This is a genomic window from Streptomyces sp. NPDC058157, from assembly GCF_042884105.1.
Taxonomy (GTDB): Bacteria; Actinomycetota; Actinomycetes; order Streptomycetales; family Streptomycetaceae; genus Streptomyces.
On sequence record NZ_JBHVUQ010000051.1, the window covers coordinates 1 to 22,905 of the forward strand.

General features: G+C 73.3%; 24 protein-coding genes. 1 reads left to right on the plus strand and 23 read right to left on the minus strand.

What is annotated here, in order from left to right:
• Window positions 1–75: 75 nt before the first annotated feature.
• From ACFVXK_RS15570 to ACFVXK_RS15660, 19 genes are all read right to left on the minus strand, one after another.
• The gene (locus ACFVXK_RS15570; RefSeq protein WP_389612045.1) at window positions 76–993 is read right to left on the minus strand and encodes an EamA family transporter; all 918 of its coding nucleotides are present in this window, start codon (window positions 991–993) and stop codon (window positions 76–78) included.
• Complete coding sequence (gene upp, locus ACFVXK_RS15575) at window positions 993–1,658, minus strand: uracil phosphoribosyltransferase (protein WP_389612046.1); 666 nt, start codon at window positions 1,656–1,658, stop codon at window positions 993–995. Before upp ends, ACFVXK_RS15570 begins: the two co-directional genes overlap by 1 nt.
• A gap of 98 nt (window positions 1,659–1,756) precedes the next feature.
• Window positions 1,757–2,446: a phosphoribosylanthranilate isomerase gene (locus ACFVXK_RS15580; RefSeq protein WP_389612047.1), complete on the minus strand. Its 690-nt coding sequence runs from the start codon at window positions 2,444–2,446 to the stop codon at window positions 1,757–1,759.
• A 187-nt stretch (window positions 2,447–2,633) separates the two neighbouring features.
• The gene (locus tag ACFVXK_RS15585) at window positions 2,634–3,521 is read right to left on the minus strand and encodes an alpha/beta hydrolase (RefSeq protein WP_389612048.1); all 888 of its coding nucleotides are present in this window, start codon (window positions 3,519–3,521) and stop codon (window positions 2,634–2,636) included.
• A 7-nt stretch (window positions 3,522–3,528) separates the two neighbouring features.
• The gene (locus ACFVXK_RS15590; RefSeq protein ID WP_389612049.1) at window positions 3,529–4,026 is read right to left on the minus strand and encodes a nuclear transport factor 2 family protein; all 498 of its coding nucleotides are present in this window, start codon (window positions 4,024–4,026) and stop codon (window positions 3,529–3,531) included.
• A 192-nt stretch (window positions 4,027–4,218) separates the two neighbouring features.
• Window positions 4,219–4,458, minus strand: coding sequence for an acyl-CoA carboxylase subunit epsilon (locus ACFVXK_RS15595; protein ID WP_389612050.1), 240 nt, complete (start codon window positions 4,456–4,458; stop codon window positions 4,219–4,221).
• 84 nt (window positions 4,459–4,542) lie between these two features.
• The gene (locus ACFVXK_RS15600; protein WP_389612051.1) at window positions 4,543–5,493 is read right to left on the minus strand and encodes an ACP S-malonyltransferase; all 951 of its coding nucleotides are present in this window, start codon (window positions 5,491–5,493) and stop codon (window positions 4,543–4,545) included.
• A gap of 23 nt (window positions 5,494–5,516) precedes the next feature.
• Window positions 5,517–6,344, minus strand: coding sequence for a 4'-phosphopantetheinyl transferase family protein (locus tag ACFVXK_RS15605; protein WP_389612052.1), 828 nt, complete (start codon window positions 6,342–6,344; stop codon window positions 5,517–5,519).
• Window positions 6,341–6,718 carry an acyl carrier protein gene (locus ACFVXK_RS15610; RefSeq protein WP_123996004.1) on the minus strand — a complete coding sequence of 126 codons (378 nt, stop codon included), beginning with the start codon at window positions 6,716–6,718 and terminating at the stop codon, window positions 6,341–6,343. The genes ACFVXK_RS15605 and ACFVXK_RS15610 overlap by 4 nt, the downstream gene beginning before the upstream one ends.
• A 57-nt stretch (window positions 6,719–6,775) precedes the next feature.
• A complete protein-coding gene (locus ACFVXK_RS15615) occupies window positions 6,776–8,122 on the minus strand; it encodes an MFS transporter (protein ID WP_389612053.1) in 1,347 nt (448 codons plus the stop codon).
• A 311-nt stretch (window positions 8,123–8,433) separates the two neighbouring features.
• On the minus strand, window positions 8,434–10,800 hold the full coding sequence (locus tag ACFVXK_RS15620; RefSeq protein WP_389612054.1) for an SDR family oxidoreductase: 2,367 nt from the start codon (window positions 10,798–10,800) through the stop codon (window positions 8,434–8,436).
• Between the two features lie 109 nt (window positions 10,801–10,909).
• Entirely contained in the window at window positions 10,910–11,179 is a 270-nt protein-coding gene (locus ACFVXK_RS15625; RefSeq protein WP_389612055.1) for an acyl carrier protein, read from the minus strand.
• 129 nt (window positions 11,180–11,308) lie between these two features.
• A complete protein-coding gene (locus ACFVXK_RS15630; protein WP_389612056.1) occupies window positions 11,309–12,526 on the minus strand; it encodes a ketosynthase chain-length factor in 1,218 nt (405 codons plus the stop codon).
• Entirely contained in the window at window positions 12,523–13,791 is a 1,269-nt protein-coding gene (locus ACFVXK_RS15635; protein ID WP_389612057.1) for a beta-ketoacyl-[acyl-carrier-protein] synthase family protein, read from the minus strand. The genes ACFVXK_RS15630 and ACFVXK_RS15635 overlap by 4 nt, the downstream gene beginning before the upstream one ends.
• Window positions 13,792–13,828: 37 nt before the next feature.
• Window positions 13,829–14,158, minus strand: a complete 330-nt coding sequence (locus ACFVXK_RS15640; RefSeq protein WP_100865011.1) for a TcmI family type II polyketide cyclase — start codon at window positions 14,156–14,158, stop codon at window positions 13,829–13,831.
• A gap of 53 nt (window positions 14,159–14,211) precedes the next feature.
• Complete coding sequence (locus ACFVXK_RS15645; RefSeq protein WP_389612058.1) at window positions 14,212–14,889, minus strand: TetR/AcrR family transcriptional regulator C-terminal domain-containing protein; 678 nt, start codon at window positions 14,887–14,889, stop codon at window positions 14,212–14,214.
• Window positions 14,890–14,971: 82 nt separating this feature from the next.
• The gene (locus tag ACFVXK_RS15650; protein WP_389612059.1) at window positions 14,972–16,432 is read right to left on the minus strand and encodes an FAD-dependent monooxygenase; all 1,461 of its coding nucleotides are present in this window, start codon (window positions 16,430–16,432) and stop codon (window positions 14,972–14,974) included.
• 237 nt (window positions 16,433–16,669) lie between these two features.
• Window positions 16,670–17,545, minus strand: a complete 876-nt coding sequence (locus ACFVXK_RS15655) for a hypothetical protein (RefSeq protein WP_389612060.1) — start codon at window positions 17,543–17,545, stop codon at window positions 16,670–16,672.
• 37 nt (window positions 17,546–17,582) lie between these two features.
• Complete coding sequence (locus tag ACFVXK_RS15660) at window positions 17,583–18,353, minus strand: response regulator transcription factor (RefSeq protein WP_389612061.1); 771 nt, start codon at window positions 18,351–18,353, stop codon at window positions 17,583–17,585.
• Window positions 18,354–18,584: 231 nt separating this feature from the next.
• Here ACFVXK_RS15660 and ACFVXK_RS15665 point away from each other — a divergent pair, with 231 nt between their 5' ends.
• On the plus strand, window positions 18,585–19,199 hold the full coding sequence (locus ACFVXK_RS15665) for a ScbR family autoregulator-binding transcription factor (RefSeq protein WP_389612062.1): 615 nt from the start codon (window positions 18,585–18,587) through the stop codon (window positions 19,197–19,199).
• Between the two features lie 116 nt (window positions 19,200–19,315).
• Here ACFVXK_RS15665 and ACFVXK_RS15670 read toward each other — a convergent pair whose 3' ends face one another.
• From ACFVXK_RS15670 to ACFVXK_RS15685, 4 genes are all read right to left on the minus strand, one after another.
• Window positions 19,316–20,275 carry an SRPBCC family protein gene (locus tag ACFVXK_RS15670; protein ID WP_389612063.1) on the minus strand — a complete coding sequence of 320 codons (960 nt, stop codon included), beginning with the start codon at window positions 20,273–20,275 and terminating at the stop codon, window positions 19,316–19,318.
• 76 nt (window positions 20,276–20,351) lie between these two features.
• The gene (locus ACFVXK_RS15675) at window positions 20,352–20,615 is read right to left on the minus strand and encodes a phosphopantetheine-binding protein (RefSeq protein ID WP_365153191.1); all 264 of its coding nucleotides are present in this window, start codon (window positions 20,613–20,615) and stop codon (window positions 20,352–20,354) included.
• A 154-nt stretch (window positions 20,616–20,769) separates the two neighbouring features.
• Complete coding sequence (locus ACFVXK_RS15680; protein WP_045946957.1) at window positions 20,770–21,591, minus strand: AfsR/SARP family transcriptional regulator; 822 nt, start codon at window positions 21,589–21,591, stop codon at window positions 20,770–20,772.
• 325 nt (window positions 21,592–21,916) lie between these two features.
• Complete coding sequence (locus tag ACFVXK_RS15685; protein WP_358898448.1) at window positions 21,917–22,738, minus strand: AfsR/SARP family transcriptional regulator; 822 nt, start codon at window positions 22,736–22,738, stop codon at window positions 21,917–21,919.
• Between the last annotated feature and the right edge of the window lie 167 nt (window positions 22,739–22,905).

The window sequence follows — 22,905 nt, forward strand, 5'->3', positions numbered from 1 at the left end:
GTGTGCCACCACCGCTCCCCGCCCGCCTCGGGGGCGGGAGCGGGCGGGGAGTCTCGGGCGGGCGTCGTCCGCGGCTTACGCCTGGACGGACTCCCGCGAGGTCTGGCGGGCCGGCTCCGCTTCGGGCTTGGGCTTGCCCTTGCGCGGCTGGGCCAGGACCACGGACGCCACCACGGTCGCGGCTCCGACGAGCTGGATCGGCGAGAGCGACTGGTCGAGGACGAAGTAGCCGAGCAGCGTGGCCGCCAGCGGCGAGGCGAAGCTCAGGAACGAGACCGCCAGCGCGGGCAGCCGGGCCACACCGCGGAACCAGATCGCGTAGGCGAACAGGGCGCCGATGAGGCCGAGGTAGGCGAAGCCCAGCAGGTTCTTGCCGGTGATCTCGCTCGGCAGGCCCTCGCCGATCAGGGCGATCGGGAGCAGGACCAGGCCGCCGACGGTGAGCTGCCAGCCGGTGAAGGGCAGCAGGCCCACGCCTTCGGGACGGCCCCAGCGCTTGGTCAGCACGATGCCGGAGGCCATGCTGAGCGCGCCCAGCAGACCCGCGATGACACCGGTGGCGTTGAGCCCGGCGTTCGGCTGGAGGACCAGCAGCGCCACGCCCGCCGCGCCGAGGGCGCAGGAGATCAGGTGGATCGGCTTGATCTTGTCCTTCAGCAGCGCGGCCCCGAGCAGGAGCACGATCATCGGCTGGATGGACATCACCAGCGCCGCGACGCCGCCCGGCAGGTGGTAGGCGGCCACGAAGAGCAGGTAGAAGAAGGCGCCGATGTTCAGCACGCCGAGCACCAGGGCGCGCCACCACCAGATGCCCTTGGGCAGCTGCCGGCCGATGATCACGAGGATCAGGCCGGCGGGCAGGGCACGGAGCAGGGAGGCCAGCAGCGGCCGGCCCTCCGGCAGGAGCTCCGTGGTGACCAGGTACGTGGACCCCCAGATCGCCGGCGCGAGTGCCGTCAGCGCGGAGTCGACAACGGTACGACTGCTCCTCATCAGGCGACTGCCGAGTCGGTCGTTCCGAAGTAGCGGTCACCGAAGTCGCCGATGCCCGGGATCATGAACGCGTTCTCGTTGAGGCGCTGCTCGATCGAGGACGTGACGATCTTGACGAGCGGGTACGCGGCGTGGACGGCCTCGATGCCCTCGGGGGAGGCGAGGAAGTTCACGAAGATGATGTTCCCCTCCTTCACTCCGGCGTCGAGGAGGACCTCGATGGCCGCCTTGGCGCTGCCGCCGGTGGCGAGCATCGGCTCCAGGAGCAGGACGTGCCGGTTGGCGATGTCCTCGGGGAAGTTCTTGTAGAACAGGTGCGGGAGCTTGGTGGTCTTGTCCCGCTGGATGAGCAGCTTGCCGACGGTGATGTCGGGGATGACCTGGCGGAGCTCGTCGAGCATCGAGTCGCCGGCCCGGACCACGGGCACGGCGCACAGCTGGGGGCCGAGTCTCAGGCCCTCGTACGTCTCTCCGACCGGCGTGATGGCTTCGTGCTGGTCGAACGGCAGCTGGTTGAGCGCCGATTCGAGCAGGAGGCGGATGATGCGCCGGGAGTAGAACACGAAGTCCGCGCGGGAGGCTCTGCGGTCACGGATGATCGTGTGCATGGCGCGGAGCTGGTTGGTCTGCGGCAGCGGGTGGACATTGTGGTGGCCGGTCGCCATGAGAAACCTGCTTCTCGTCGGTCGTGGAGACGTGCTGCGGCCGGGCCCGGGGCCGTGTGGGCCCCGGGAACCGCAACCGTGTGGGTCGGGTGCCGAGATCAGGCGCTGGCGATCTCGGCGAAGGCCTTGCGCGACTCGGCCACGAACTTCGCGACCTTGGCGCGGTCCTTGCGGCGGTCGTCGCCCTCGAGGAGGCTGTGCGCGTCCACGGCGGCGGGCTTGACGAAGCGGATCGCGTCGGCGACGTTCTCCGGGCTCAGGCCGCCGGCCATCATGAGGGGCTTGGGGGAACGGCGCACGAGCTCGGCGCTGACGTTCCAGTCGTGGGTGAGGCCGGTGGCGCCCTTGGCACCGGTGGCCGGGTTGAAGGTGTCCGTGATGAACATGTCCACGAACTCGGCGACCTCGTCGACGAACTGGAGCAGCTCCTCGGCGTTGTCCTCCTTCACGACCAGGCTCTTGAGCACGTAGAGGTCGGGGCGGATGTCCTTGAGCTTGCGCAGCTCCTCGGGCGTGACGTCGCCGTGCAGCTGGACGGCCTTGACGCCGAGCTGCGTGGTGAACGCGCTGATCTCGTCGGCGTCCACCATGTAGCTGATGAGGACGCCCTCCTGGGGAGCCGTCAGGCCGGCGATGATCTCCGTGGCCTCGGCCTCGGAGATGTCGTCCTTGCCCGACGGGAGGCGGAGCGGGAAGCCGAACCAGTCGACGCCCTCCTCGGCCAGCAGCTTGGCCTCCTCGGCGTCGATGATGCCGGCGACCTGCACCAGGTCCTTCACGTCACTCATGTGTGTTCCTTTGCGGAATGATCTGATGAATCAAGCAAGGTGATGAATCAAACAGACTTGCGAGAGCTCGAGTGGACGTGTCCCGGTATGACGGACTTCGGTACACGTCACGGGATGCTCACGAAAAGCCTCGTTGGTGCCCATCTGTTGGTCAACGGGATCTATGTCAGATTCCGGTCAACCTTCTTCATTTCCCGGTCAGTTGAGACCGGAACCCGCCCCACCCCGGCTCGCGGGCGAGCAGGCACTCCTCCAGGAAGGCCATGACCCGCAGGTGGTACGAGCGGGAGGCCCAGCCCAGACTGGTGTTGTGTCCAGCATGGGGCTGGATGACCACTTCTGTGGAGGCCCTTATCAGCGGACTCAGCAGTTCCTCCAGTGCCGCGCTGTCATGCCTCCACCACAGCTCCTGCTCGGCGAAGGTGAAGCGCACCGGAGCCCGTACACCGGCCGCCACGGCGGGGTACGCCCCCGGCCACAGCGGGGTCTCGCGGGCCTCCTCGGCGGGAACCGGACACACCAGGTCGGTGCAGGCCCGGAAGGCCTCCGGCGGGTAGAAGCGCAGCGCGCCCCAGTGCCGGCGCCACTGTCCGGGGAAGTCCGTCCCGGGCAACTGCCCCGGATCCACGGCGAAATGACGCCCGACGCCGCACAGGTCCACGCCCAGCGGCGCGCTCCGGCCCCGGGCGGCGGCCGCAGCCGACAGCGCGAGGCGGCCGCCGTTGGAGTGCGCCACGAGGAAGAAGCCCGCGCCGAGCTCGTGCCCGCGGGCGTACCCGTCGAGGGCGGCGAGCAGGGCGTCGGTCTGCCCGGCGAGGTCCAGCCCCCGGGGCAGCGCCCGGGCCGACTCCCCGTAGCCGGGCCGGTCCAGGGCCAGCACGGCGAAGCCCAGCGAGGCGCCGAGCTCCAGCAGGGAGAACCCGGGCCGCACCCGGCTGTCGAAGTAGCCCGCCCGCATCCCCGCCCCGTGCAGGGCCACCACCACGGCCCGCGGCACGGGGTCGGCGGGCAGGGCGAGCAGCCCGGACAGCGGGATCCCATCCGCGTCGAGGACGACGGGCCGTACGGCGCTCATCCGCAGCTCACAGGCGGACGCCCGCGAGCTCGGGCAGCCGGACGCCGGAGTCCCACACCACGCGGAACGAGACGTGGCTCAGCCGCCAGCCGTCCGCGGTGCGCACGGCACGGGCCTCGGTGTGCCCGCCCACGTCGAAGTGGGCGGCCGGCCCCGGACCGGCGTGGTGGACGTGGGTGGTGACCTGCTGGGCCCGGACGACGGCCCGGTCCCCGTCGAGGGTGATGGAGTGGTTGGCGCTCACGTGGTGGGTGCGCGCCCACCGCCCCCGGGCCTCGCGCTGGAGGGCGGCGAAGGCCTCGACGCCCGTGCACACGCCGATCGGGAAGGCGAAGGTGGCCCCCTCGGTGAACAGCGTGGCGAACCGGGCCTCGTCCGGACCGGTCCCGTCGAAGGTGTCCAGGGCGGTGACGTAGCGGTCGAACAGCTCCCGCAGTTCGGCGCGGTCGCGCAGGATCCGTATCTGGTCGCGCAGCTCCGCGATGTCGTCGTAGGTCGATGGCATGGCCCTCTCCTGTGGGCGGACTCACGGGGTACCGCGGTCTGGAGCGTCCGCCCGCGAACTCCTTGACCGGGTCGGCGATGTGGTCGGGCGTCCACGAGGGGCCGCGGGGCGGTACGGCCCCGCGCGGTGTCCTGCCGGACCCGGGGACCGGGAGCGGGCCGCGCGGGTGGCGCGGCCCGGTCCCGGACCGGATCAGGCCGGGCGCGTCGCGGCGGGGTTCTCCCGCCAGGTGCGCGCGCCGTGGAAGGCCCGGGGCTGCTGTGGGCAGCGCCAGCCCGCCAGGGTGGGCCCGCAGCCGGCCGTGCCGCCGTGCTGGCCCTCGTACGCCGCCGCCCGGGCCAGGACGACGGCGGTGAGCGCCGCCAGTTCCCGGGCGTCGGGCCGCCCCTTGACCACGTGGATGAGGCGGCCGGCCTCCGGATGCGTGTCCATGGACTGCTCCTCGTCTCGTGACCTCCCGCCGGCCGTCGGCGCGGCGGGTCTGACGTGCGTGCGTGCGGGGACGGGGCGGGCCGGTCAGACCGTGGTCGCGCTCAGCTCGTCCACCACCCGCGCCAGCCCGTCGGGCGTGTGCGTGCTGTGGACCCGGGCCCCCGGCAGGATGCGGCGGACCAGCCCCCCGAGCACCCGGCCGGGGCCCACCTCCACGAACCGGTCCGCGCCCGAGGCGGCGAGCGTCTCCACCGCCCCGGTCCAGCGCACCGGGGTGGTGAGCTGGCAGCGCAGGGCGACCACGGCCTCGGCGGCCGTCGTTACCCACCCGCCGGTGACACCGGAGACCAGCGGCACGGCCGGGTCGCGGAACTCCGTCGCGATCAGCGTCTCGGTGAACTCCGCCTCGGCCTCGCCGAGCAGGCTGGAGTGGAACGGACCGCCGGTCCGCAGCCATTCCACCCGCGCCCCGGCCGCCCGGGCCTCCTCCGTCACCCGGGCCACCGCCTCGGCCTGCCCGGACACCACGGTCTGCCGCGGCTCGTTGTCCCCGGCCACCTCGACCACCTGGCCCGTCGCCGCCCGGGTCTCCGCGCACAGGCGCGTCAGGTCCGGGCGGCTCAGGCCAATGACCGCGGCCGTGGCGCTGCCGACCCGGTCCCCGACGGTCGCCACCAGTTCGCTGCGCAGCCGCACCAGCCACAGCGCCTCGGTCCACTCCAGGGCGCCCGCGGCCACCAGCGCCGCGTACTCGCCCAGGCTGTGGCCGGCCACCGCGTCCGGCTCCAGGCCCCGGCCGCGCAGCACCTCCAGTACGGCCATGCTGGTCAGGAAGGCGGCCGGCTGCGCGACCGTCGGGTCCTCCAGGTCCCGGGGGGACCCGTCGACGCACAGCCGGGACAGCGGGAAGCCGAGGAGGTCGTCGGCCGTGCGGTAGTAGGTGTCGGCGAGGTCGGGCCGCAGGGCGAGCAGCTCCTTGCCCATGCCGGCGCATTCGGAGCCCTGGCCCGGGAAGAGGAAGGCGGTGCGGGTCATCCGGTCACGTCCTTACTTGCGGTTCAACTGGCGAGGACCGTGTCGCTCGGTCCGGGGGCGGCGGCGCCGCACACGGTGTTGCCTGCGGCCAGCCAGGTGTCGGGCACCCACCTGACGTTGACGACCTTCGGGGCCTGCCCCTTGACCGCCACCGCGGCGGCGTGGGTGGTGTCCGCGGGGACGCCGACCATGGTCCAGCCCTCGGGGTGCCGGTCCAGTTCGGTGCCCAGGTAGTCCTCGGCGGGTGAGCGGCTCAACCCTGTCCCAAGCCCCTTGAGAAACGCTTCCTTGCGCGTCCAGATCTGCCCGAAGAGGTGCCGGCGGGCGTCCGACGACCCGGCTTCGGCTATCTCGATCTGCTCGTCGGGGTGCAGCGCCTTGGAGCAGATGTCCACGGTCTCGGCGCCGGGGAGTTTCTCCACGTCAACGCCGAGCGGAACCGTCCCGACGCCGACCATGGCCACTCCCCCGCTGTGCGAGAGCGAGTAGTGCAGCGGCGGCGGCGGGGGCGACAGCGCCGGGCGGCCGTGCGCCTCGCCGCAGCCGGGGCAGGGCTCGCGCATGAAGCGGACGTCCTGGGGCAGAGTGGCCGTGTAACGTCCGAGCAGCCGGCGCACCGCGACGTGCGCGGCGGCGTAGAGCATGCCGTCCGATCGGCGGATGAAGGCGTCGGCGCGCTTGCGCTCCTCCGCGTCGAGTTCGCCCACCGCGAGGGCGTCGGCGTCCGGCCCGGTCGGGCGGCGGATCAGCCAGAGGTCGACCCGGTCGGCGGAGAGGGTGAAGTCGGGCCGGTCCAGGCCCTGGTGGTTCACCACCGGGCGGGCGGCCGGCAGCAGAGTCGTAGTCGTCATGCCGGCACCGCTGCCCCGTGCAGGTGGGCCTCGGGACCGAGCTGACCGGCGAGGCAGTCGATGAGCTCCTGGGCGCTGTTGGCGAGCAGCAGCCGCTGGAGGTTCACGTCGACGCCGAGGGTGGCCTCCATGCGGTACTGGAGTTCGATGCCGGAGATCGAGCCGATGCCGAGGCAGCCCATGGGGCGGCCGGTGGTGTCGACGAGGTGCGGCTCGATGCCGAGGATGCGCCCGAGCTCCTCGCGCACGTACTGCTCGAGGATCCGCGTCCGCTCGCGCAGTCCGGCGGTGGCCAGGACGGCCATGTCGGGCCGGGTCATGTGGACCAGGCCGTTGTCTGTCTCGTATGTCTGTGACATGTGAAGTGTGGTCATGATGCTTTCCTGGTCGAGGTGGGCACCGCGGGAGGGAGAGGGAGCTCCGGCGGTTTCTCAGGACGGGTCGGTCGAGGGGGGTACGAGTCCGGCGAGGGCGACGCCCGCGCCGGCCAGGCCGACGGCGGTGACCAGCCAGAGCGCCGCGCTCCGGCCGGAGGCCGCGTACAGCGCGGACGCCAGCGCCGGGGTGAGCGCCGCGCCGAGTTGCACGCAGGTCTGGTAGAGCCCGCCGGCCGCCGCCTGGAGACCGGAGGGGAGGGTGCCGGTCGCCTGGAGGTGCAGCGCCGTGAAGGCGAGCACGAAGGCGAGTCCGACAAGGGACATGGAGGGCAACAGTTCGACATACGTCACACCGCCCGCGCCTGAGCGCGGGTAGAGCGCGTATCCGGCCGGGGCCGCGAGCGCCCCGGCGGCCACGGCCCGCGCCGGCCCCAGCCGGGCGGCGATCCGCCCCGAGTGCAGGGCGGTCAGCGCCAGGGGGGCACCGGCGGGCAGGAACCCGAGGGCCGTCTCCCAGGCGCTCCAGCCGCCGCGCCGCAGATCGAGCGCGGCCACCAGCAGGAAGCTCACGTACGAGCCGTTGAGCGCGGCCGCCCCCAGCGCGGAGCGCACGAGCGGCCCGTGGCGCAGCAGCGCGGTGTGCACGAGGGGCCGCGGGGAGGCCCGTTCGGCCCGTACGAGGACCAGCGCCGCGGCCGCGGCCGCGAGGACCCCGCCCCACCACCGGCGGGCCAGGGCGTCCACCAGCAGCAGCACGGCCGAGGTGAGCGCACCCCCGGCCACCACCGCGTGCCACCGCGCCCCGCCGCCGGAGACGGCCGGCTCCCGGGGGACCACCCGCAGCGCGACGGCGAACAGCACCAGCGCGACGGGCGCCGGGAACGCCAGGGTCCACCGCCAGCCCGCCGCCCCGGTGAGCAGCCCGGACAGCAGCAGCCCGGAACAGAACCCGGCCGCCCCGAACAGCGTGTACACCGAAACGGCCCGCCGCCGCGGCTCCCCCTCGGGGACGGAAGCCACGATGATGGCGAGCCCGGTGGGCGCGGTCAGTGCGACGCAGAAACCTTTCACCACCCGGGTGGCGACGAGCAGGTCCAGCCGGTCGGCCGGCGGCCCGCCCATCGAGGCGGCGGCGAAGAGGAGCAGCGCGACGAGGAACACCCGCCGCCGCCCGAACCACTCCACCAGCCGCCCGCCGAGCAGCACCGCCCCCGCGAACCCGGCGGCGAACCCGGTGACGACCCACTGCACCCGGGTGACGGAAGCCCCCAGCCCACTGCCGACGGCGGGCAGCGCCACCAGGGTCGCGGACACCTCCAGGGCGTCCACCAACATGTTCGCGGCAAGCACGGCCACCAGAGCCCAACGGGCCCCGGCCCGCGCGCCGGAGGCAATGCTCATCGGGAAGTACACACTCGCATTCGGAAGAAAGGGGCGGACCGCCCGGGGAGGGATCCCCGAACGGCCCGCCCACCGTCGGCGTGGCGGCGTGGGATACACACGCCGACGGAGTCGAAGTGGGCGGAACCATGGACAGCCCCGCAGACGATCGCCGAGCCGAGCCAAATCCAGCCCCGCCGGCGTTTGAGGCGCGGGGGGGGGGCGGGGGCGGAGCCCCCGAGGGGTCCGGGGCGCAGCCCCGGGGAACGGGGGAAGGGCGGGGCGGGGAGAGGCACCGCGCAGCGGCACCCGAAAGCCGCGCCGCGCCCGCGTCACCCCAGCAGCGTGCCCCCCGTGGCGTCGACGAACGACCCCGTGATCCACCGGGCCTCGTCGGTGGCCAGGAACGCCACCACGTCCGCGACGTCCTCCGGCTCACCCACCCGCCCGAACGCCGACAGCCCCGCCATCTGCTCCACCGCCTCCGGGATGTCGAACACCGGGTTCCCGTTCCGCGTGATCCCCGGTGCGACCGAGTTGATGGTGATCCGGCGCGGCCCGAGCGCCTTCGCGAAGTGCAGCGCGAGCTGTTCCAGCGCGCCCTTGCTCATCGCGTACGCGATCTCGTCCGGGTTGGCGAACCGCGTGAGCCCCGACGAGATGTTGATGATCCGCCCGCCGTCCGGCATGTTCCGCAGCGCCCGCTGGATCAGGAAGAACGGCGCCTTCGCGTTGACCGCGAAGATCCGGTCGAACTGCTCCGGCGTGACCTCGTCCGCGCCGACCCCGCCCATCACCCCGGCGTTGTTCACCAGGATGTGCAGGTCGGTGGAGCCGGTCCGCTCCCGCAGGTCCTCCTCCAGCACGGCGAACAGGCCGTCCACGTCACCGTCGACACCCAGCTCCCCCCGTACCGCGAAGGCCCGCCCGCCGTCCTTCTCCACCGAGGTGACGACCTCGCGCGCCGCCGACTCGTCCCGGTGGTAGTGGACGGCGACGAGCGCACCCTCCTGGGCGAGCCGGATCGCGGCCGCCCGGCCCATGCCCCGGCTCGACCCGGTGACCAGCGCGGTCCGCCCGGTGAGGCGTTCCCCGCCGACGCCCCGCCGGACCCCGGCGAGCACCTGCGGCACGGCCTGCGTCCGCGGGGCCGGCTCCGGCAGCACGGGAACGGCGGCGACGGCAGGAGCACCGCCCGCCCCCGGACCCCCGAACCACCGCGCGAGCGCCTCGTCCAGCGCCCCCGCCCCCGGTCCGTCGGCCCAGACCACGTACCCGTCGGGCCGCACGAGCACCGCCCCCTCGGGCACACCGGAGGCACCGGCACCGCCGGTCACGGCCACGGCCCGCACGACCCGGACCCGCTCGCCCCAGGCCTCAGCCGTCAGCGCGAGCTCCGTCCGCCGGGCCTCCTCGCCCGGCGGCAGGAGCAGCAGCCCCCGCCCCGGCCGCAGCAGCCCCAGCGTGGTGGTGCTCCCCTCGGCGGTGGTGACCTCCCAGGCCGGCACGCGCGAGCCGGTGAGCCCGCTCCCGTCCTCGGAGGCGGCGGAGCCCACGGCATGGCGGACGGACAGCCCGGAGATCAGCCCGGCCAGGTGCGTCCGCACGTTCTCACTGGCGCTCAGCTCCGCGAACACCTCCCGCACCGCGTCGACTTCGGGTCCCCCGAGCAGCAGCAGCGCCTGGGTCCTGACGTTGCTCTGGACGCCCTGCCCGACCGCGTGCCGCTCCTCGTGGTAGGTGTCCAGCAGCGCGTCCGTGCCGTGCCCGGCGATCCGGGCGCCCAGCTTCCAGCCGAGGTTGAAGGCGTCCTGGAGCCCGAGGTTGAGGGCCTGGCCGCCGATCGGCATCTGCTGGTGCGCCGCGTCCCCGGCGAGCAGCAGCCGGCCCCGCCGGTACTCGGAGGCCTGCCGGGAGGCGTCGCCGAACGAGTTCACCCACAGCGGGGTGCCGCCGCCGATGTCCTCGCCGGTGATGCGCTTCCAGCTGTCGGCGACCTCCTCGAACGAGGGCTGCCCGGGCCGGGGCCGCGCCCCGAACTCGTGCACCATCACCCGGGTCACCCCGTCGGGCCGCCGGGCGGCGATGACGAGACCGCCCTCCTTGCGCTCGAAGCGGCGGCCCGGGATGTCGATCCCGGCGACGTCCGCCCGCAGCAGTTCGCGTTCGGCGTCGGTGCCGGGGAAGTCGAAGCCGCCCAGTCGGCGGACGGCGCTGTTCTCGCCGTCGCAGCCGACGACGTACGCGGCCCGCAGGGTCAGCGCTCCGCCCTCGGTGCGTACGGTGGCGGTCACCCCGTCCCGCGTCTCGGCCAGTCCGGTCAGCTCGTGGCCGCGCCGGATGTCCGCGCCCAGGTCGGCGGCCCACTCCCCGAGGACTTCCTCCAGGCGGGTCTGGGCCACCTTCCACTGCCCCGGGTAGGGGCCGGGCAGGCCGAGGTCGAGGGGGATGCCCCCGAAGTGTCCGGCGCTGTCGTGCGGTACCTCGCCGATCGGCTCCAGCAGGCCGCGGCTGTCGAGGATCTCCATGGTGCGGGCGTGCAGGGTGGACGCCCGCGATTCGGAGGTGGGGGCGGTGAGCGTGTCGAGCACCACCACGTCCGTGCCCGCCAGCCGGAGTTCTCCGGCGAGCAGCAGTCCGACGGGGCCCGCGCCGACCACGATCACCTGGGTCTCGGTGAGGTCCTGATCGATGGCCATGGGCGTACTCCCTTTCTGTGGGCGGGGGTGGGGGCGGAGGGGTGGTGGCGGGGAGCCGGAGCCGCGGCCCCCGCAGGGGGGTGCCGCGTCTCCGGCCGGTGCGGGCGGCTCAGGCGTCGACCGTGACCTTGAGGCTCGCGTTGATCGCCTCGACGAGCGAGCGCGGGGTGGTGTGGTCGGCGAAGATGTCGTCGTCCAGCGTGATGTCGAACTCGCGCTCGATCCGGCTGCCGGTTTCGAGCAGCGCCAGCGACTCGTAGCCCAGCGACTCGAAGTCGGTGTCGAGGATGTCGCCGTCGAGGTCGATCTCCTCGTCGGCTCCGGCGCCCTCCAGGAGGATGCGCTTGAGGTCGTCGAAGGTGAATTCCTGCTTGGACACGTGGGGTCCCTTCATCGGTGTACCGCACCGGTGTTTCCGGCTGCGGGAGTTCGGTGCGGGGCATGGGGGCGCCCGTCCCCGCCCCGGTGGGGGACGGGGACGGGCGCGGGCCGGGCGGGACGGGGCCGCTCAGTCGAGCGCGCGCAGCACCACCGCGGAGTTGAAGCCGCCGCGGCCGCGCGCGAGGACGAGCGCGGTGCGCACCGACGCCGTCCGCGGCCGGACGGCCACGAGGTCGATGTCGTACGCGGGCGAGAGCTCCACGTTGGTGGTCGGCGGGATCAGTCCCTCCCGCATGGAGAGGACCGCCGAGACCACGTCGACGGGGGCTCCGCCGGCCCCCATCCGCCCGGTCGTCGTCTTGGGCGCGGTGACCGGTACGCCGAGCGGGCCGAAGACCGCGGTGATGGCCTCGGACTCCTCCCGGTCGAGCCGCGGCACGCCCGCCCCGTCGGCGAAGACCACGTCGACCTCGGCCGGATGGCAGCCGGCGTCGGCGAGCGCGGCCAGGGCAGCCCGGCGCAGGCCGGGTTCACGGCCGCTGCCGGGGCGGGGGTCGAGCGTGGCGCCGTATCCGGCGAACTCGGCGTAGGCGTCCCGTGCCCCGCGGGCGACCGCGCCCTCCTCGTCCTCCAGGATGATCAGCGCGCCGCCCTCGCCCGGGACGTAGCCGCAGGCGGCCTCGTCGAAGGGCAGGTAGGCCCGTTCGGGTCCGTCGCCGGTGGACAGGTCGCCCCCGGCGAGGTGCGCGGCCCAGCCGAGCGAGCAGATCGGGGCGTCGAAGCCGCCGGCGGCGATCAGCCGGCTGCCCTTGCGGAGCCGGCGCCGCGCCTGGGCGAGGGCGTCGAGCCCGCCGGCCTGGTCGCCGACGAGGACCCCGGTGGGACCGCGCAGGTCGTTGCGCACCGCGATCTGGCCGGTGTTCACGGCGTAGAACCAGGCGAACGACTGGTACGCGCTGACGTGCTTGGGCCCCTGGCTCCAGAACTTGCGCAGCTCGTTCTCGCCGAACTCCGCGCCCCCGGATCCGGCCGCGGTGACCACCCCCATGTCACAGGGGTGGAGGTCGCCCGGGTCGAGGCCCGCGTCCTCGAACGCGCAGTCCGTGGCGACGAGGGCGAGCTGCGTCACCCGGTCGGTCTGGGGGACGAGCCGGCCCGGGAGGTGTTCCGCGGGCTCGAAGCCGTGGATCTCCCCGGCCAGGCGCGCCGGGTAGGAGGAGGCGTCGAAGCGGGTGACGGGCCCGATGGCGTTCTTGCCGATCCGGGTCGCCGCCCAGAAGTCCTCCACCCCGAGGCCGCTGGGGGCGGCCACGCCGATGCCCGTGACCAGGGTTCGGGCGCTCATGCGGTCCTCCTGTCGGGCCGGGCCAGCACCATCGCGCTCTGGAACCCGCCGAACCCGCTGCTGACCGTGAGGACGGCATCGGTGCGGTGCTCCCGCGCGGCGAGCGGGACGTAGTCGAGGTCGCACTGGGGGTCCCGGGTGCGCAGGTTCGCGGTCGGCGGCACGAGGTGGTGGCGCATCGCGAGGACGGACGCCGCGATCTCGATGGAGCCGACGGAACCCAGCGAGTGCCCGATCATCGACTTGACCGAGCTCACCGGGGTGCGGTGGGCGTACGGGCCGAGCGCCAGCTTGTAGGCGGCGGTCTCGTGGGCGTCGTTCTGCCGGGTGCCGGATCCGTGGGCGTTGACGTAGTCGAGGTCGGACGGGTTCAGGTGCGCCTCGTCGAGCGCCACCGTGATGGCCTCGGCCAGTTCGCGGCCGTCGGGGCGCAGTCCCGTCATGTGGAAGGCGCTGGAGCGGGAGGCGTAGCCGGCCACCTCCGCGTAGACGGTCGCGCCGCGGCGGCGGGCGCTCTCCAGTTCCTCGAGGACGAACACGGCGGCGCCCTCGCCGAGGACGAAGCCCCGGCGGGTGGCGTCGAAGGGCCGGGAGGCCCGTGCCGGGTCGTCGTTGAGGCTGGTCGTCGCCTTGACCGCGTCGAAGCACGCCAGGGTGAGGGGCGTGATCGGGGCGTCGGTGGCGCCGGTGACCATGACGTCGGCGCTGCCCTCGCGGATGAGGTCGACGGCGTGCGCCACCGAGTCGATGCCGGAGGTGCAGCCGGTGGAGACCACCGTGGCGGGGCCTTCGGCGCCGACAGCCCAGGCCACTTCGGTGGCGAAGGAGCCGGGTACGAAGTGGTCGTAGAGGTCGGCGGGGGCCCGCATGTGGTCCACCGCCGCGAGCCGGCCGTGGTCGGTGGCCGTCCGGTAGGCCTTGTCGAGGCTGGAGACCGCGCCCACGCCGGTGCCGATGCTGACACCGGTGCGGTACGGGTCGAGGGCGGCGAAGTCGAGGCCGCTGTCGGCGACCGCCTCGCGCGCCGCGACCACGCCGAACTGGGCGGCGCGGTCCATGCGGCGGATCTCCTCGTCGGTCAGCCCGTGCAGCTCCGGCAGGAAGTCGGCCTCGGCCGCCACCCGGGAGCGGAAGGGGGAGGCGTCGAAGTGGGTGATCTCCCGCGTGGCCGTGCGCCCCGAGCTCAGCAGCTCCCAGAACTCCCGGACACCGATGCCCCCCGGCGCCAGCACCCCGATGCCCGTGATGACTACCCGGCGGCCCACGGTCGGTGCCCTCCCGTCATCTCTGCGGTCGCGGACATCACTCCGTCGCCGTCCAGTCGTAGAAGCGGGTGGCCATCGCGTCGGCCGGGGAGCGCCAGGTCTCCGGGTCGTAGGGCTGGATGAAGGGCTGGAGGTCGTAGCTGATGCGCATGAACCGCGGGTCGTTGCGGGACTGCTCGATGCGCTCGCCGCCGTCGTCCTCGGCGAAGTCCTGGAGGTGGAAGTAGAGCCCGTTGTAGGAGAACAGGCGCCGGCGGAGCGTGCCCATGCGCTCCGGCATGTCGGTGCGGTCGAACTCGGCGAAGATCTTGGCCACCTCGGCGCTCGAACGGACGTCCATCCGCGCCACGATCAGGTTGCTGTGCATTGTTTCCACTCTCTCCGGGAATCGGCGGGGTCGGCGGGCCGGTGGGCCGGCGGTCAGCGGGAGGCCGGGCCGTACAGGCGGATGAAGTCGTCCACTCCGTCGGCGATGAGCGCGTCCTCCTCGGCGCGTCCGAGCGGCAGCGCGCCGTGGAAGGAGCGCTGGACGACGGACGAGGGGACCAGCAGGATGAAGCGCTCCGCCGCCTGGTCGGCGTCGGTGATGTCGAGCAGGCCGCGGTCGGCGACCTGCCGCAGGCGGCGGGCCAGTTCGCGCCGGGCCTGGCGGGGGCCGGTGGCCTGCCACTTGTCGACGGCCTCGGCGGGCAGGTGGGTGACCTCGGCGCTGATGTGCCGGACGATCGCGAAGTGCTCGCGGAAGGCCTCCAGCGGCGCCAGCCAGGCCCGGCCGAGCGCGATCAGGTCCTCGCGGAGGTCGCGGATCTCCGCGAGGTAGCTCTCGGCGACGGCCGCGAGGGAGGCGGCGACGGACGCGGAGCTGTCCAGGAGGACGCCCAGCAGCAGTTGCTCGTGGTCGGGGAAGTGGCGGCCGACGGAGGCCGTCGGGAGGCCGGCCTCGGCGGCGGTGGCCTCGGCGGTGCAGTGCCTCCAGCCCTCGCGGGCGAGGACGGTCCGGGCCGCCCGGACGATGTCGCGGCGTTCCCCGTCGGGGCCGGCCGGGGCGGCTCCGGGCCCTGCGGGGGCGCGCTCGATCGTTGCTTGCGGCGTTGCCATGTGTGGTTCCTCCGGTTGACGTGCTCGTCCGGCCGTCGGATGCGTCGGCCTCAGGGGGTGCCGGTCGCCGGGGCCCCGGTCGTCAGGGGGTCCCGAACCAGCGGTCGAGCGCCATCGGCAGGTCGTGGTGGCTGCCGGGCGCGGCCCATGCCACGTATCCGTCGGGCCGGATCAGCAGGGCGGTGGTGTCGTGCAGTCCGTCGGCGGCCCCGCGCGGCCGGGCGGTGACGGTGTCGACCCGTTCCGCCCAGGCGGCCGCGCGCCCGCGCAGCCGCGGGTTGTCCGCCAGGTCGAGGAGCACCCCGCGGCCGGGGCGCAGGAGGGCGGTGCTGGAGGTGGTGCCGTCGGCCGCGGCCAGCTCCAGGTGGGGCATGCGCCGGCCGAGCAGCGGGTGGGAGCCCTTGCCCACCTCGTAGGTGATCTCCAGGCCGGTGACCATGGCGGCGAGGTGGCGGGCCACGTCCTCGTACGCCATGAGCTCCTTGAGCGAGTCGCGCAGGGGCTGCACCTCGGCGCCGCTCAGGAACAGCAGCCCCTGGGCGCGGGTGTTCATCAGCAGCCGCCGGCCGACGGCGTGCCGTTCGGTGTGGTAGGTGTCGAGCAGGCCCAGCGGGGCCCGCCCGTGCACCACGGAGGCGAGTTTCCAGCCGAGGTTGAAGGCGTCCTGGATGCCGGTGTTCATGCCCTGTCCGCCGGCGGGCAGGTGGATGTGGGCGGCGTCGCCGGCCAGCAGGACGCGGCCGCGCCGGTACTCGGTGACCTGCCGGGCGGCGTCGCCGAAGGCGCTGACCCACACCGGTTCGGCGGCCGAGATGTCCTCGCCGGTGAGCCGCTGCCAGGCGGCGGCGACCTCGTCGAAGGAGGGCGGGCTCTCGCGCCGCCGCGGGGGCGTGCCGCGCTCGCAGACCACGATGCGGGTGGTGCCGCCGGGCAGCGGGCCGACCATGACCATGCCGCCGGGGAGGGTCTCGCCGATCATCCGGGGCTTGAGCTCGATGCCCTTGAGGTCGGCGAGGAACATCTCCATGGTGGCCGGGGTGCCGGGGAAGTCGAAGCCGGCGGCCTTGCGCACGGTGCTGCGCCCGCCGTCGCAGCCGACCAGCCAGGCGGCGCGCAGGGTCCGCTCGCCGTCGGGCCCGCGGACCGCGACGTCGACGCCCTCGCCGTCGTCGTGGACGGAGAGGACCTCGTGGCCGCGCCGGATGTCGGCGCCCAGGCCCGCGGCCCACTCCTCGAGGTGGGTCTCGGTGACCGACTGGGGCACGGTCTTGGCCGCCTGGCAGGCGCCGTCGAGCACGCCGAAGTCGAGGGGCAGCCCGCCGAAGTGGCCGAGCGTGCTGCGCTCGATGTCGCCGAAGCGGGCGAGGATGCCGCGCTGGTCGAAGGTCTCCAGCGTGCGCGTGGTGAAGCCGAGGCCGCGCGATTCTCCCGTACGCCGCTCAAGGCGTTCCAGGACGATGACGGCGACTCCCGCCAGCCGCAGTTCGCCGGCGAGCATCAAGCCCGCGGGGCCCGCGCCGACGACGATCACAGGGGCGTCCATCACGTCTCCTTGAATTCGCCTCCGGAGACAGTGCACCGGATCTTGACTACAAGGTTCTTCGGACGCGAACGGCCGTTCAATGGTGCGGGGTTCAGGAGTCGGTCAGGTTCCACAAGGGCCGGTCCGCTGCTTCGCGAACCGGCCAAGGGAATGTCAAACCGCGGTCAGACTCCTCGATCCGGCTCCTACCGGATCGAGTGCGGACCGCTGTGGAAGGTCGTGCGGGAGAAGACCGTTTCAGGTGCGCGCGGCCGCCCGCCGGTCGAAGCAGGTCCGTACGTCGGTCTCGTTGTAGTAGGTGCGGCCCGCGCGGTTGCGCCGGCGCCACCGCTGCTCGCTGGCCAGCCGGTAGACGGTGCCGGTGGGCGTGTGCCACAGGCGGGCGATGTCGGCGGCGGTGAGCCAGCGCTCGGTGGGCGCGGGCGCGGGGGTGCCGGGCGCGCGGCCGGCGTCCATGGTGCGGCTGAGCCCGCTCCACTGGTCGCTGGTCCAGCGGTGCGCCGGGGCGGCGTCGCAGACGACCGCCTGGCCGCCGTCGTCGGCGGAGCCGTCGCCGCCGGAGCCGTGGGCGGCGGCGCGGACGGCGACGGTGAGGGAGCCGGAGCAGCCGGGTTCGGGGCAGGCGCCGAGGCGGATGCTGCGGGCCGGGTCGGGGAAGGCGGCGCGGCGTCCGGCCCGCACCAGGCGGGCGACCTCCTCGGTGGCCTCGGCGGCGGCGGGGTGGGCGGCGAGCCAGTCCCCGTTGCGGCGCAGGAAGGCGGTGAGCGCCGCGACGTGGCGCGGCGGGGTGGCGAAGCCGCGCTCCTGCGCGACCAGTCCGCTCCAGGAGCCCAGTACGGAGACCATCCTGGCCCGTACGTCGGCGGCGGCCCCGTTGAAGGGCAGGCCGGGCAGGTCGCCGCCGGTGGTGCGCTCGCGCAGGCTGCCGGGGGCGGCGCCGGCGAGCATCCTGCCGCACTCCTCGTAGAGGTGCGCGAGTTCGGCCAGGCCGGCGTCGAGGTGTTCCCGGCAGGGCCGGCAGAGCCTTCCGGTCGCGGCCGTGCGCCGGCGGGAGCGTCCGTCGGCGGTCCGGCGGCGGCAGCCCTCCCCCTGGCACGGTGCCGTCACTGCCATGGTCTTCCCCCCTCGGCTCGTATCGGTGCGGACGGGTTCAGCCCTGGCCGAACCGGAAGCCGACGCCGCGGATGGTGATGATCCAGTTGGCGCCGATCTTGTTGCGGAGCGTGCTCACGTGCGTGTCGACGGTGCGGCGCGACCAGGAGTCGCCCCAGACCTGCTGCATCAGCATCTTGCGCGGGATGACCGTGTCGGGGTGCGAGGCGAGGAGGTAGAGCATGTCGAACTCCTTGCGGGTGGTCTCGACGGGCTCCCCGTTCAGCGTCACCTCCCGGGTGCCCGCGTCGATGCGCAGCGGTCCGCAGGTGATGGTGGCGGCGGCCGGGCGCGACGGCCGGGCGCGGCGCATGACCGCCTCCATCCGGGCCATCAGCTCGCGGAAACCGTAGGGCTTGACCAGGTAGTCGTCCGCGCCGGCCTGCAGGCCCAGGACCCGGTCCAGCTCGCTGCCGCGGGCGGTGACCGCGATGACGGGGATCTCGTGGGCGGCGCGGATGCCCCGGCAGACCTCCAGCCCGTCGAGGTCGGGGAGTTCCAGGTCGAGGAGGACGAGGTCGGCGTCGGCGTAGCCGCGCAGCGCCTCGCTCCCGGTGCCGACGATGTCCACTTCGTGTCCGTGCCGGCGCAGGCCGCGCGCCAGCGTCTCGGCCTCCATGGCGTTGCTCTCCACGATGAGGACCCGCCACAGGGCCGACTGGGCCGCCGCGTGCGGTGGCACCCTCAGTCCCTCGGCCGGTAGGAACCCACCGTTCGCCCCCGCGGCGGTTGTGTGAGGTTCCAGTACAGCGAACGTCCGCTGGTTCATCTGCCCCCCTCCCTCAAGCTCAGTCGAGCCAACGTCAACGAAGATACAAACCGCTTCGTCGGTTTGTCAAAGCCCGCAAATCACGGCAAGATTCGCGATAAGTGGTTCGAATCAGGCCACAGCGGGGCAGGAATCGCCGTTGATCAAGCCATCAGAGGCAGGCGGCGCACTCTTCCAATACCAACGGGGCGGTTTAATAATAGAAGGAAACTGATACAGGAGCTATGCGTGATGAAACAAGAACGCGCCGTCCGAACCCGTCAAGCACTGCTCGAGTCAGCGGCCACGGTGTTCGGACGGCGCGGGTACGCAGAGGCGACGCTGAACATGATCAGCGTCGGCGCCGGAGTGAGCCCGGGCGCGCTCCACTTCCACTTCGAGAACAAGGCGGCCGTCGCGGAGGCCGTCGAGGCCGCCGGGGCCCGGACCCTGCGCGCGGTCACGCGCGAGGTGTACACGCGGCGGACGTCGGCCCTCCAGGCCCTGGCGGACAGCTCCCAGGCGCTCGCCGGGCTGCTGCTGTCCGACGTCGTGGCCCGGGCCGCCTTCCAGCTGAACCGGGAGTCGGCCTATCCGTCGTCGTTCGCCCTGCCCAGGGAGTGGCACGAGTACGTGCACCGGCTGCTCGTCGAGGCCGCGGAGGAGGGCGCCCTGCTGCCCGGGCTCAACCACCGCAACGTCGCGACGACGGTGGTGGCGGCCACCCTGGGCTTCGAGGCCCTCGGGCGTGACGACCCGCAGTGGCTCGCCCCGCGGACGCTGGCCGGGTTCTGGCGGGTGGTGATGCCCTGTCTGGCCGCGCCCGCCGTGCTGCGCGAACTCGACACGGCCGGGCGCGGGAGCTGACGCGCCCGGGGCCCGCCGCCGCCGCACGCCGCGGCGGCGGGCCCCGGACCCACCCGGGAGCACCCGCGACACCGTAGACATCCGGAACACCGGGGAGGACGACGGGCCGTACGGCCTCACACCGACCGCAGCGCCCTGACCGGCTCCCCCGCGTACTCCCCCGCCGGCCCGAGCACCGCCCGGCTCTCCTTCCCGAGCAGCTCGCGCACGTACCGGCGCGCCCGCCCCAGGTCCGCGCCGGGCCCCAGCACCCGCTCCACCGCCCGCTCGTCCAGCAGGACGTCGTTGCGGCACACCACGGTCACCCCGGCCGGATCCGGCTCCACCGACCACTCCCCGGCGTGCGCCGCGAGCAGCGGGTGCGGCCGGGTCCGTTTGAACACGGTGCGCCCGGCCGCCGGGAAGCACACCCGGACCTCCTCCACCGGGTACGAGGAGCCGTCCTCGGCCAGGTGCACCAGCCGGGCGCGCTGCACCCCGGGCCGGTCCTCCACCACCTCGGCCTCCGCGACGTGCGCCACCCGGCCGGGCCACGAGCCCGCCTCGTAGAGGAAGGAGTGGACCGGCTCGGCGGGCCCCTGGATCCGTACGGACTCCTCGAAGGACAGCAGCAGCCCCTCCAGCCGCCGCCACCGCTCGGCGACGGCCCGCAGCCCGTCGGCCACCGCCCGCCCCCGCGCCCCGGCCTCGGCGAGCACCCGCTCCGTACCGGGGCCCTGCGCGACGGTGAGCTCCTGCTCCAGGAGCAGCCGCGACCAGCCCGGCGCCAGTTCCTCCACGCGCCAGCTGCCGCCGGCCCCCGTCACGGGGCCGGCGGGCCGCTCCTCGCGGAAGTCCACGCGCCGGCGCCCGGCGTCCAGCGCCCGCCGCAGCATCGACCGCCGCGGCCGGCCGTCCGTCCCCGCCCAGTGGGAGTACCGCTCGACGGTGCCGTCGAAGTCCAACCGCTCGGTATGAACGGTGTCCGGCAGGAACAGCGGCCACGGCGCGGTGTCGGCCACCAGGGCGTACAGGACACCGGCCGGCGCGGCCGCGTCGACCGCGTACGAAAGCCGGTGCACTCGCTCGACAGACATCGGACACCCTTCTCTCGGCGCTTGCCACAGATCCTGTCGCGGTCCGCCGGAGTCCGGACGGACCGCCGCTGGAGCATCAGACCGCAGCCCGGCTGCCCAGGACGCGGTTGACCAGCTCGAGGAAGCGCCGGGGGGTGTCGCCCAGTTCGAGGAGCTCCCCGTCGAGGAGGACGTCGAACTTGCGCTCGATGGAGCCGGTGGTCTGCAGGACGGACAGCGAGTCGTAGCCGAGCTCGTCCCAGTAGAGGTCCTGGACCTCCTCGGTGAGCTCGACGCACTCCTCCTCGCCTCCCCAGATCCGCAGGATGCGGGTCAGGTCGGTGAGTTCCAGCCGGTGCATGGGTGTGCCTCTCTCCAGGTCCGCCGGCGTGGCGACGCATACCGGGTCGCCAGGAGCCTGGCCGAGGGTTCTGGAGGGACGCTCACACCGGGCCCCAGCCCCGCTGGAGCCCCGCCGCCACACCGCCCGGCCATCCGGCCGTCCCCTGATATACCTAGGCGGCGTACAGATCGAAGGTGGAGCTGCGACGCGGTCCCGCGACCACGTCCAGCGCGGGGTCCACCCGCAGCATCGCCTGGTGCAGGCGCTGGAGTTGCTGCGAGGGCTCCACCCCCAGTTCGCCGATCAGCCGGGCGCGGAGCCGGCGGTAGACGTCCAGGGCGGTCGCCTGCCGGCCCGAGCGGTACAGGGCCACCATGGCCTGCGAGTGCAGACCCTCGTGCTGCGGGTTGCGGGCCATCAGCTCGGTGAGCTCCGCGAGGAGTTCGGTGTGCCGGCCCAGCCGGAGGTCGACGTCGATGCGCCGCTCGGTGGTCACGAGCCGGCTCTCGGCGAGCCGCAGCACCTCGATCTCCAGGATCGGCCCGACCCGTACGTCGACCAGGGCGGGACCCTGCCACAGGTCGAGCGCCTTGCGCAGCAGGTCCGCGGCGCGCTCGTCGTCGCCCTCGTCGAAGGCGTTCTGACCGGCGGCCGCGAGGGCCTCGTAGCTGTGGACGTCCACGGACTCCTGCGGGATCTGGAGCAGGTAGCCCCCGTGCCGCGTCGCGAGCACGTCCTTGGCCGTGCCCGGGGCGCCCGGCCCCATGGCGGTGCCCAGCCGGCGGCGCAGCTGGAGGATGTACGTCTGCAGGGTGGTGAGCGCGCTCTCGGGCAGCTTGGTGCCCCAGATCTCCTCCATGAGGGTCGGTACGGGCATCACCCGGCCCGGGTAGAGCGCGAGAAGCGCCAGGATCTGACGCGGCTTGCCCGCCGTAGGAACGATCGATGCCCCGTTGACCTCGGCACTCAACGGACCCAGAACCTGAATCTCCACGGTCTCCCCGTCTCCCCTCCACATTTCGTCGAGATACCCTCGGTTATCAGTATTCGACCCGATGACGGTAAGGCAGCCCAGGGCAACATCACCGGGCGCTCAAGCCGACGTCGAGCGGACCTCCGAAACGGGCGAACAGGCGACGGATTCCCAGCACAAGATTCCGACAGGACGTCAAACCCCGTGCTCAGCCCATGGATCGAGCGCGTCACATCTGTTCCGATTCCCGGCTGTGCAAAATGCTTCTCAGGTTTTCCGGCAGCTTCTGTAAAAGACCTGACAAAAATTTCTCATATCAGCTGCCGGTATTCGTGCTCCGCCGGGCTCAGCCGACCCGGGCGAGCCGCTTGCGCGCGGTCTCGGGAGATTCCGCCGGGCTTTCGGGGCTGCTCATCAGGATCGAGCGCTGCAGGCTGCGCAGGGCGGCCGACGGCTCGATGCCGAGCTCGCGCACCAGGGTGGAGCGCAGCCGCTGGTAGACGCTGAGCGCCTCGCCGCGCCGGCCCGAGCGGTGCAGGGCGAGCATGAACTGCCCGTGCAGGTTCTCGTGGATGCGGTAGCGGCTGGCCAGCACGGTCAGCTCCGCGAGCAGCTCGCGGTGCCGGCCGAGCCGCAGGTCGGCCTCGATGCGCTGGTCGAGCGCGCACAGCCGGGTCTCCTCCAGCCGCCGCGTCTCCATGTCCAGCTGCACGCCGCCGTCGACGTCGGCGAAGGCCGACCCCGACCACAGGGCGAGGGCCTCGCGCAGCAGCCGCGCCGCCGTGGGGAAGTCCCCGGCGTCCATGGCCCGGTAGCCCATCCCGGCCAGCCGGTCGAATTCGCGGACGTCACTGGTCCCGCCGCCGCTGTTGAGCATGTAGCCGCCGGGCAGCGTCACCAGCACGTCCTTGGCGGTGCGCGACCCGTCGGTGCCCTCGAGCGCGGTGCCGATGAGGCCGCGCAGCTGGAGCACGTACGTCTGCAGGGTGGTCCGGGCACTGCGCGGCGGCTCGTTGCCCCACAGCTCCTCGATGAGCGCGGCCACGGGCACCACCTGGTCCGCGTGGAGCGCGAGCAGCGCCAGCACCTGGCGGGGCTTGGCGGCGGTGGGAGTGATCGAGACCCCGTTCTCCCGCACGGTCAGTGCGCCCAGTACATCGATGTCCACGCCGTACTCCCCTGCTTCGTCCTTGGATGAGCCCTCGAAGTTCGCTGGAACGAGGAAAAAACAGCTGAGCCGGTTTGTCAATACCAAACCGGCTGTACCGTTTTTTGCCCATCAAGGCTGGGATCACCCTCGCTAGACGCCACTGACCTGCACTTTCAATGGTCCAG

Excerpts from the sequence above, each read along its gene's own strand:
- ACFVXK_RS15580 (WP_389612047.1), bottom strand. The coding sequence starts at position 2,446 with ATGAGTGACGTGAAGGACCTGGTGCAGGTCGCCGGCATCATCGACGCC.
- ACFVXK_RS15650 (WP_389612059.1), bottom strand. The coding sequence starts at position 16,432 with ATGGACGCCCCTGTGATCGTCGTCGGCGCGGGCCCCGCGGGCTTGATG.
- ACFVXK_RS15590 (WP_389612049.1), bottom strand. The coding sequence starts at position 4,026 with ATGCCATCGACCTACGACGACATCGCGGAGCTGCGCGACCAGATACGG.
- ACFVXK_RS15660 (WP_389612061.1), bottom strand. The coding sequence starts at position 18,353 with ATGAACCAGCGGACGTTCGCTGTACTGGAACCTCACACAACCGCCGCG.
- ACFVXK_RS15645 (WP_389612058.1), bottom strand. The coding sequence starts at position 14,889 with ATGGCAACGCCGCAAGCAACGATCGAGCGCGCCCCCGCAGGGCCCGGA.
- ACFVXK_RS15585 (WP_389612048.1), bottom strand. The coding sequence starts at position 3,521 with ATGAGCGCCGTACGGCCCGTCGTCCTCGACGCGGATGGGATCCCGCTG.
- ACFVXK_RS15595 (WP_389612050.1), bottom strand. The coding sequence starts at position 4,458 with ATGGACACGCATCCGGAGGCCGGCCGCCTCATCCACGTGGTCAAGGGG.
- ACFVXK_RS15655 (WP_389612060.1), bottom strand. The coding sequence starts at position 17,545 with ATGGCAGTGACGGCACCGTGCCAGGGGGAGGGCTGCCGCCGCCGGACC.
- ACFVXK_RS15610 (WP_123996004.1), bottom strand. The coding sequence starts at position 6,718 with ATGACCACACTTCACATGTCACAGACATACGAGACAGACAACGGCCTG.
- ACFVXK_RS15630 (WP_389612056.1), bottom strand. The coding sequence starts at position 12,526 with ATGAGCGCCCGAACCCTGGTCACGGGCATCGGCGTGGCCGCCCCCAGC.
- ACFVXK_RS15640 (WP_100865011.1), bottom strand. The coding sequence starts at position 14,158 with ATGCACAGCAACCTGATCGTGGCGCGGATGGACGTCCGTTCGAGCGCC.
- ACFVXK_RS15605 (WP_389612052.1), bottom strand. The coding sequence starts at position 6,344 with ATGACGACTACGACTCTGCTGCCGGCCGCCCGCCCGGTGGTGAACCAC.
- ACFVXK_RS15665 (WP_389612062.1), top strand. The coding sequence starts at position 18,585 with ATGAAACAAGAACGCGCCGTCCGAACCCGTCAAGCACTGCTCGAGTCA.
- ACFVXK_RS15620 (WP_389612054.1), bottom strand. The coding sequence starts at position 10,800 with ATGGCCATCGATCAGGACCTCACCGAGACCCAGGTGATCGTGGTCGGC.
- ACFVXK_RS15570 (WP_389612045.1), bottom strand. The coding sequence starts at position 993 with ATGAGGAGCAGTCGTACCGTTGTCGACTCCGCGCTGACGGCACTCGCG.
- ACFVXK_RS15615 (WP_389612053.1), bottom strand. The coding sequence starts at position 8,122 with ATGAGCATTGCCTCCGGCGCGCGGGCCGGGGCCCGTTGGGCTCTGGTG.
- ACFVXK_RS15675 (WP_365153191.1), bottom strand. The coding sequence starts at position 20,615 with ATGCACCGGCTGGAACTCACCGACCTGACCCGCATCCTGCGGATCTGG.
- ACFVXK_RS15670 (WP_389612063.1), bottom strand. The coding sequence starts at position 20,275 with ATGTCTGTCGAGCGAGTGCACCGGCTTTCGTACGCGGTCGACGCGGCC.
- ACFVXK_RS15600 (WP_389612051.1), bottom strand. The coding sequence starts at position 5,493 with ATGACCCGCACCGCCTTCCTCTTCCCGGGCCAGGGCTCCGAATGCGCC.
- upp (WP_389612046.1), bottom strand. The coding sequence starts at position 1,658 with ATGGCGACCGGCCACCACAATGTCCACCCGCTGCCGCAGACCAACCAG.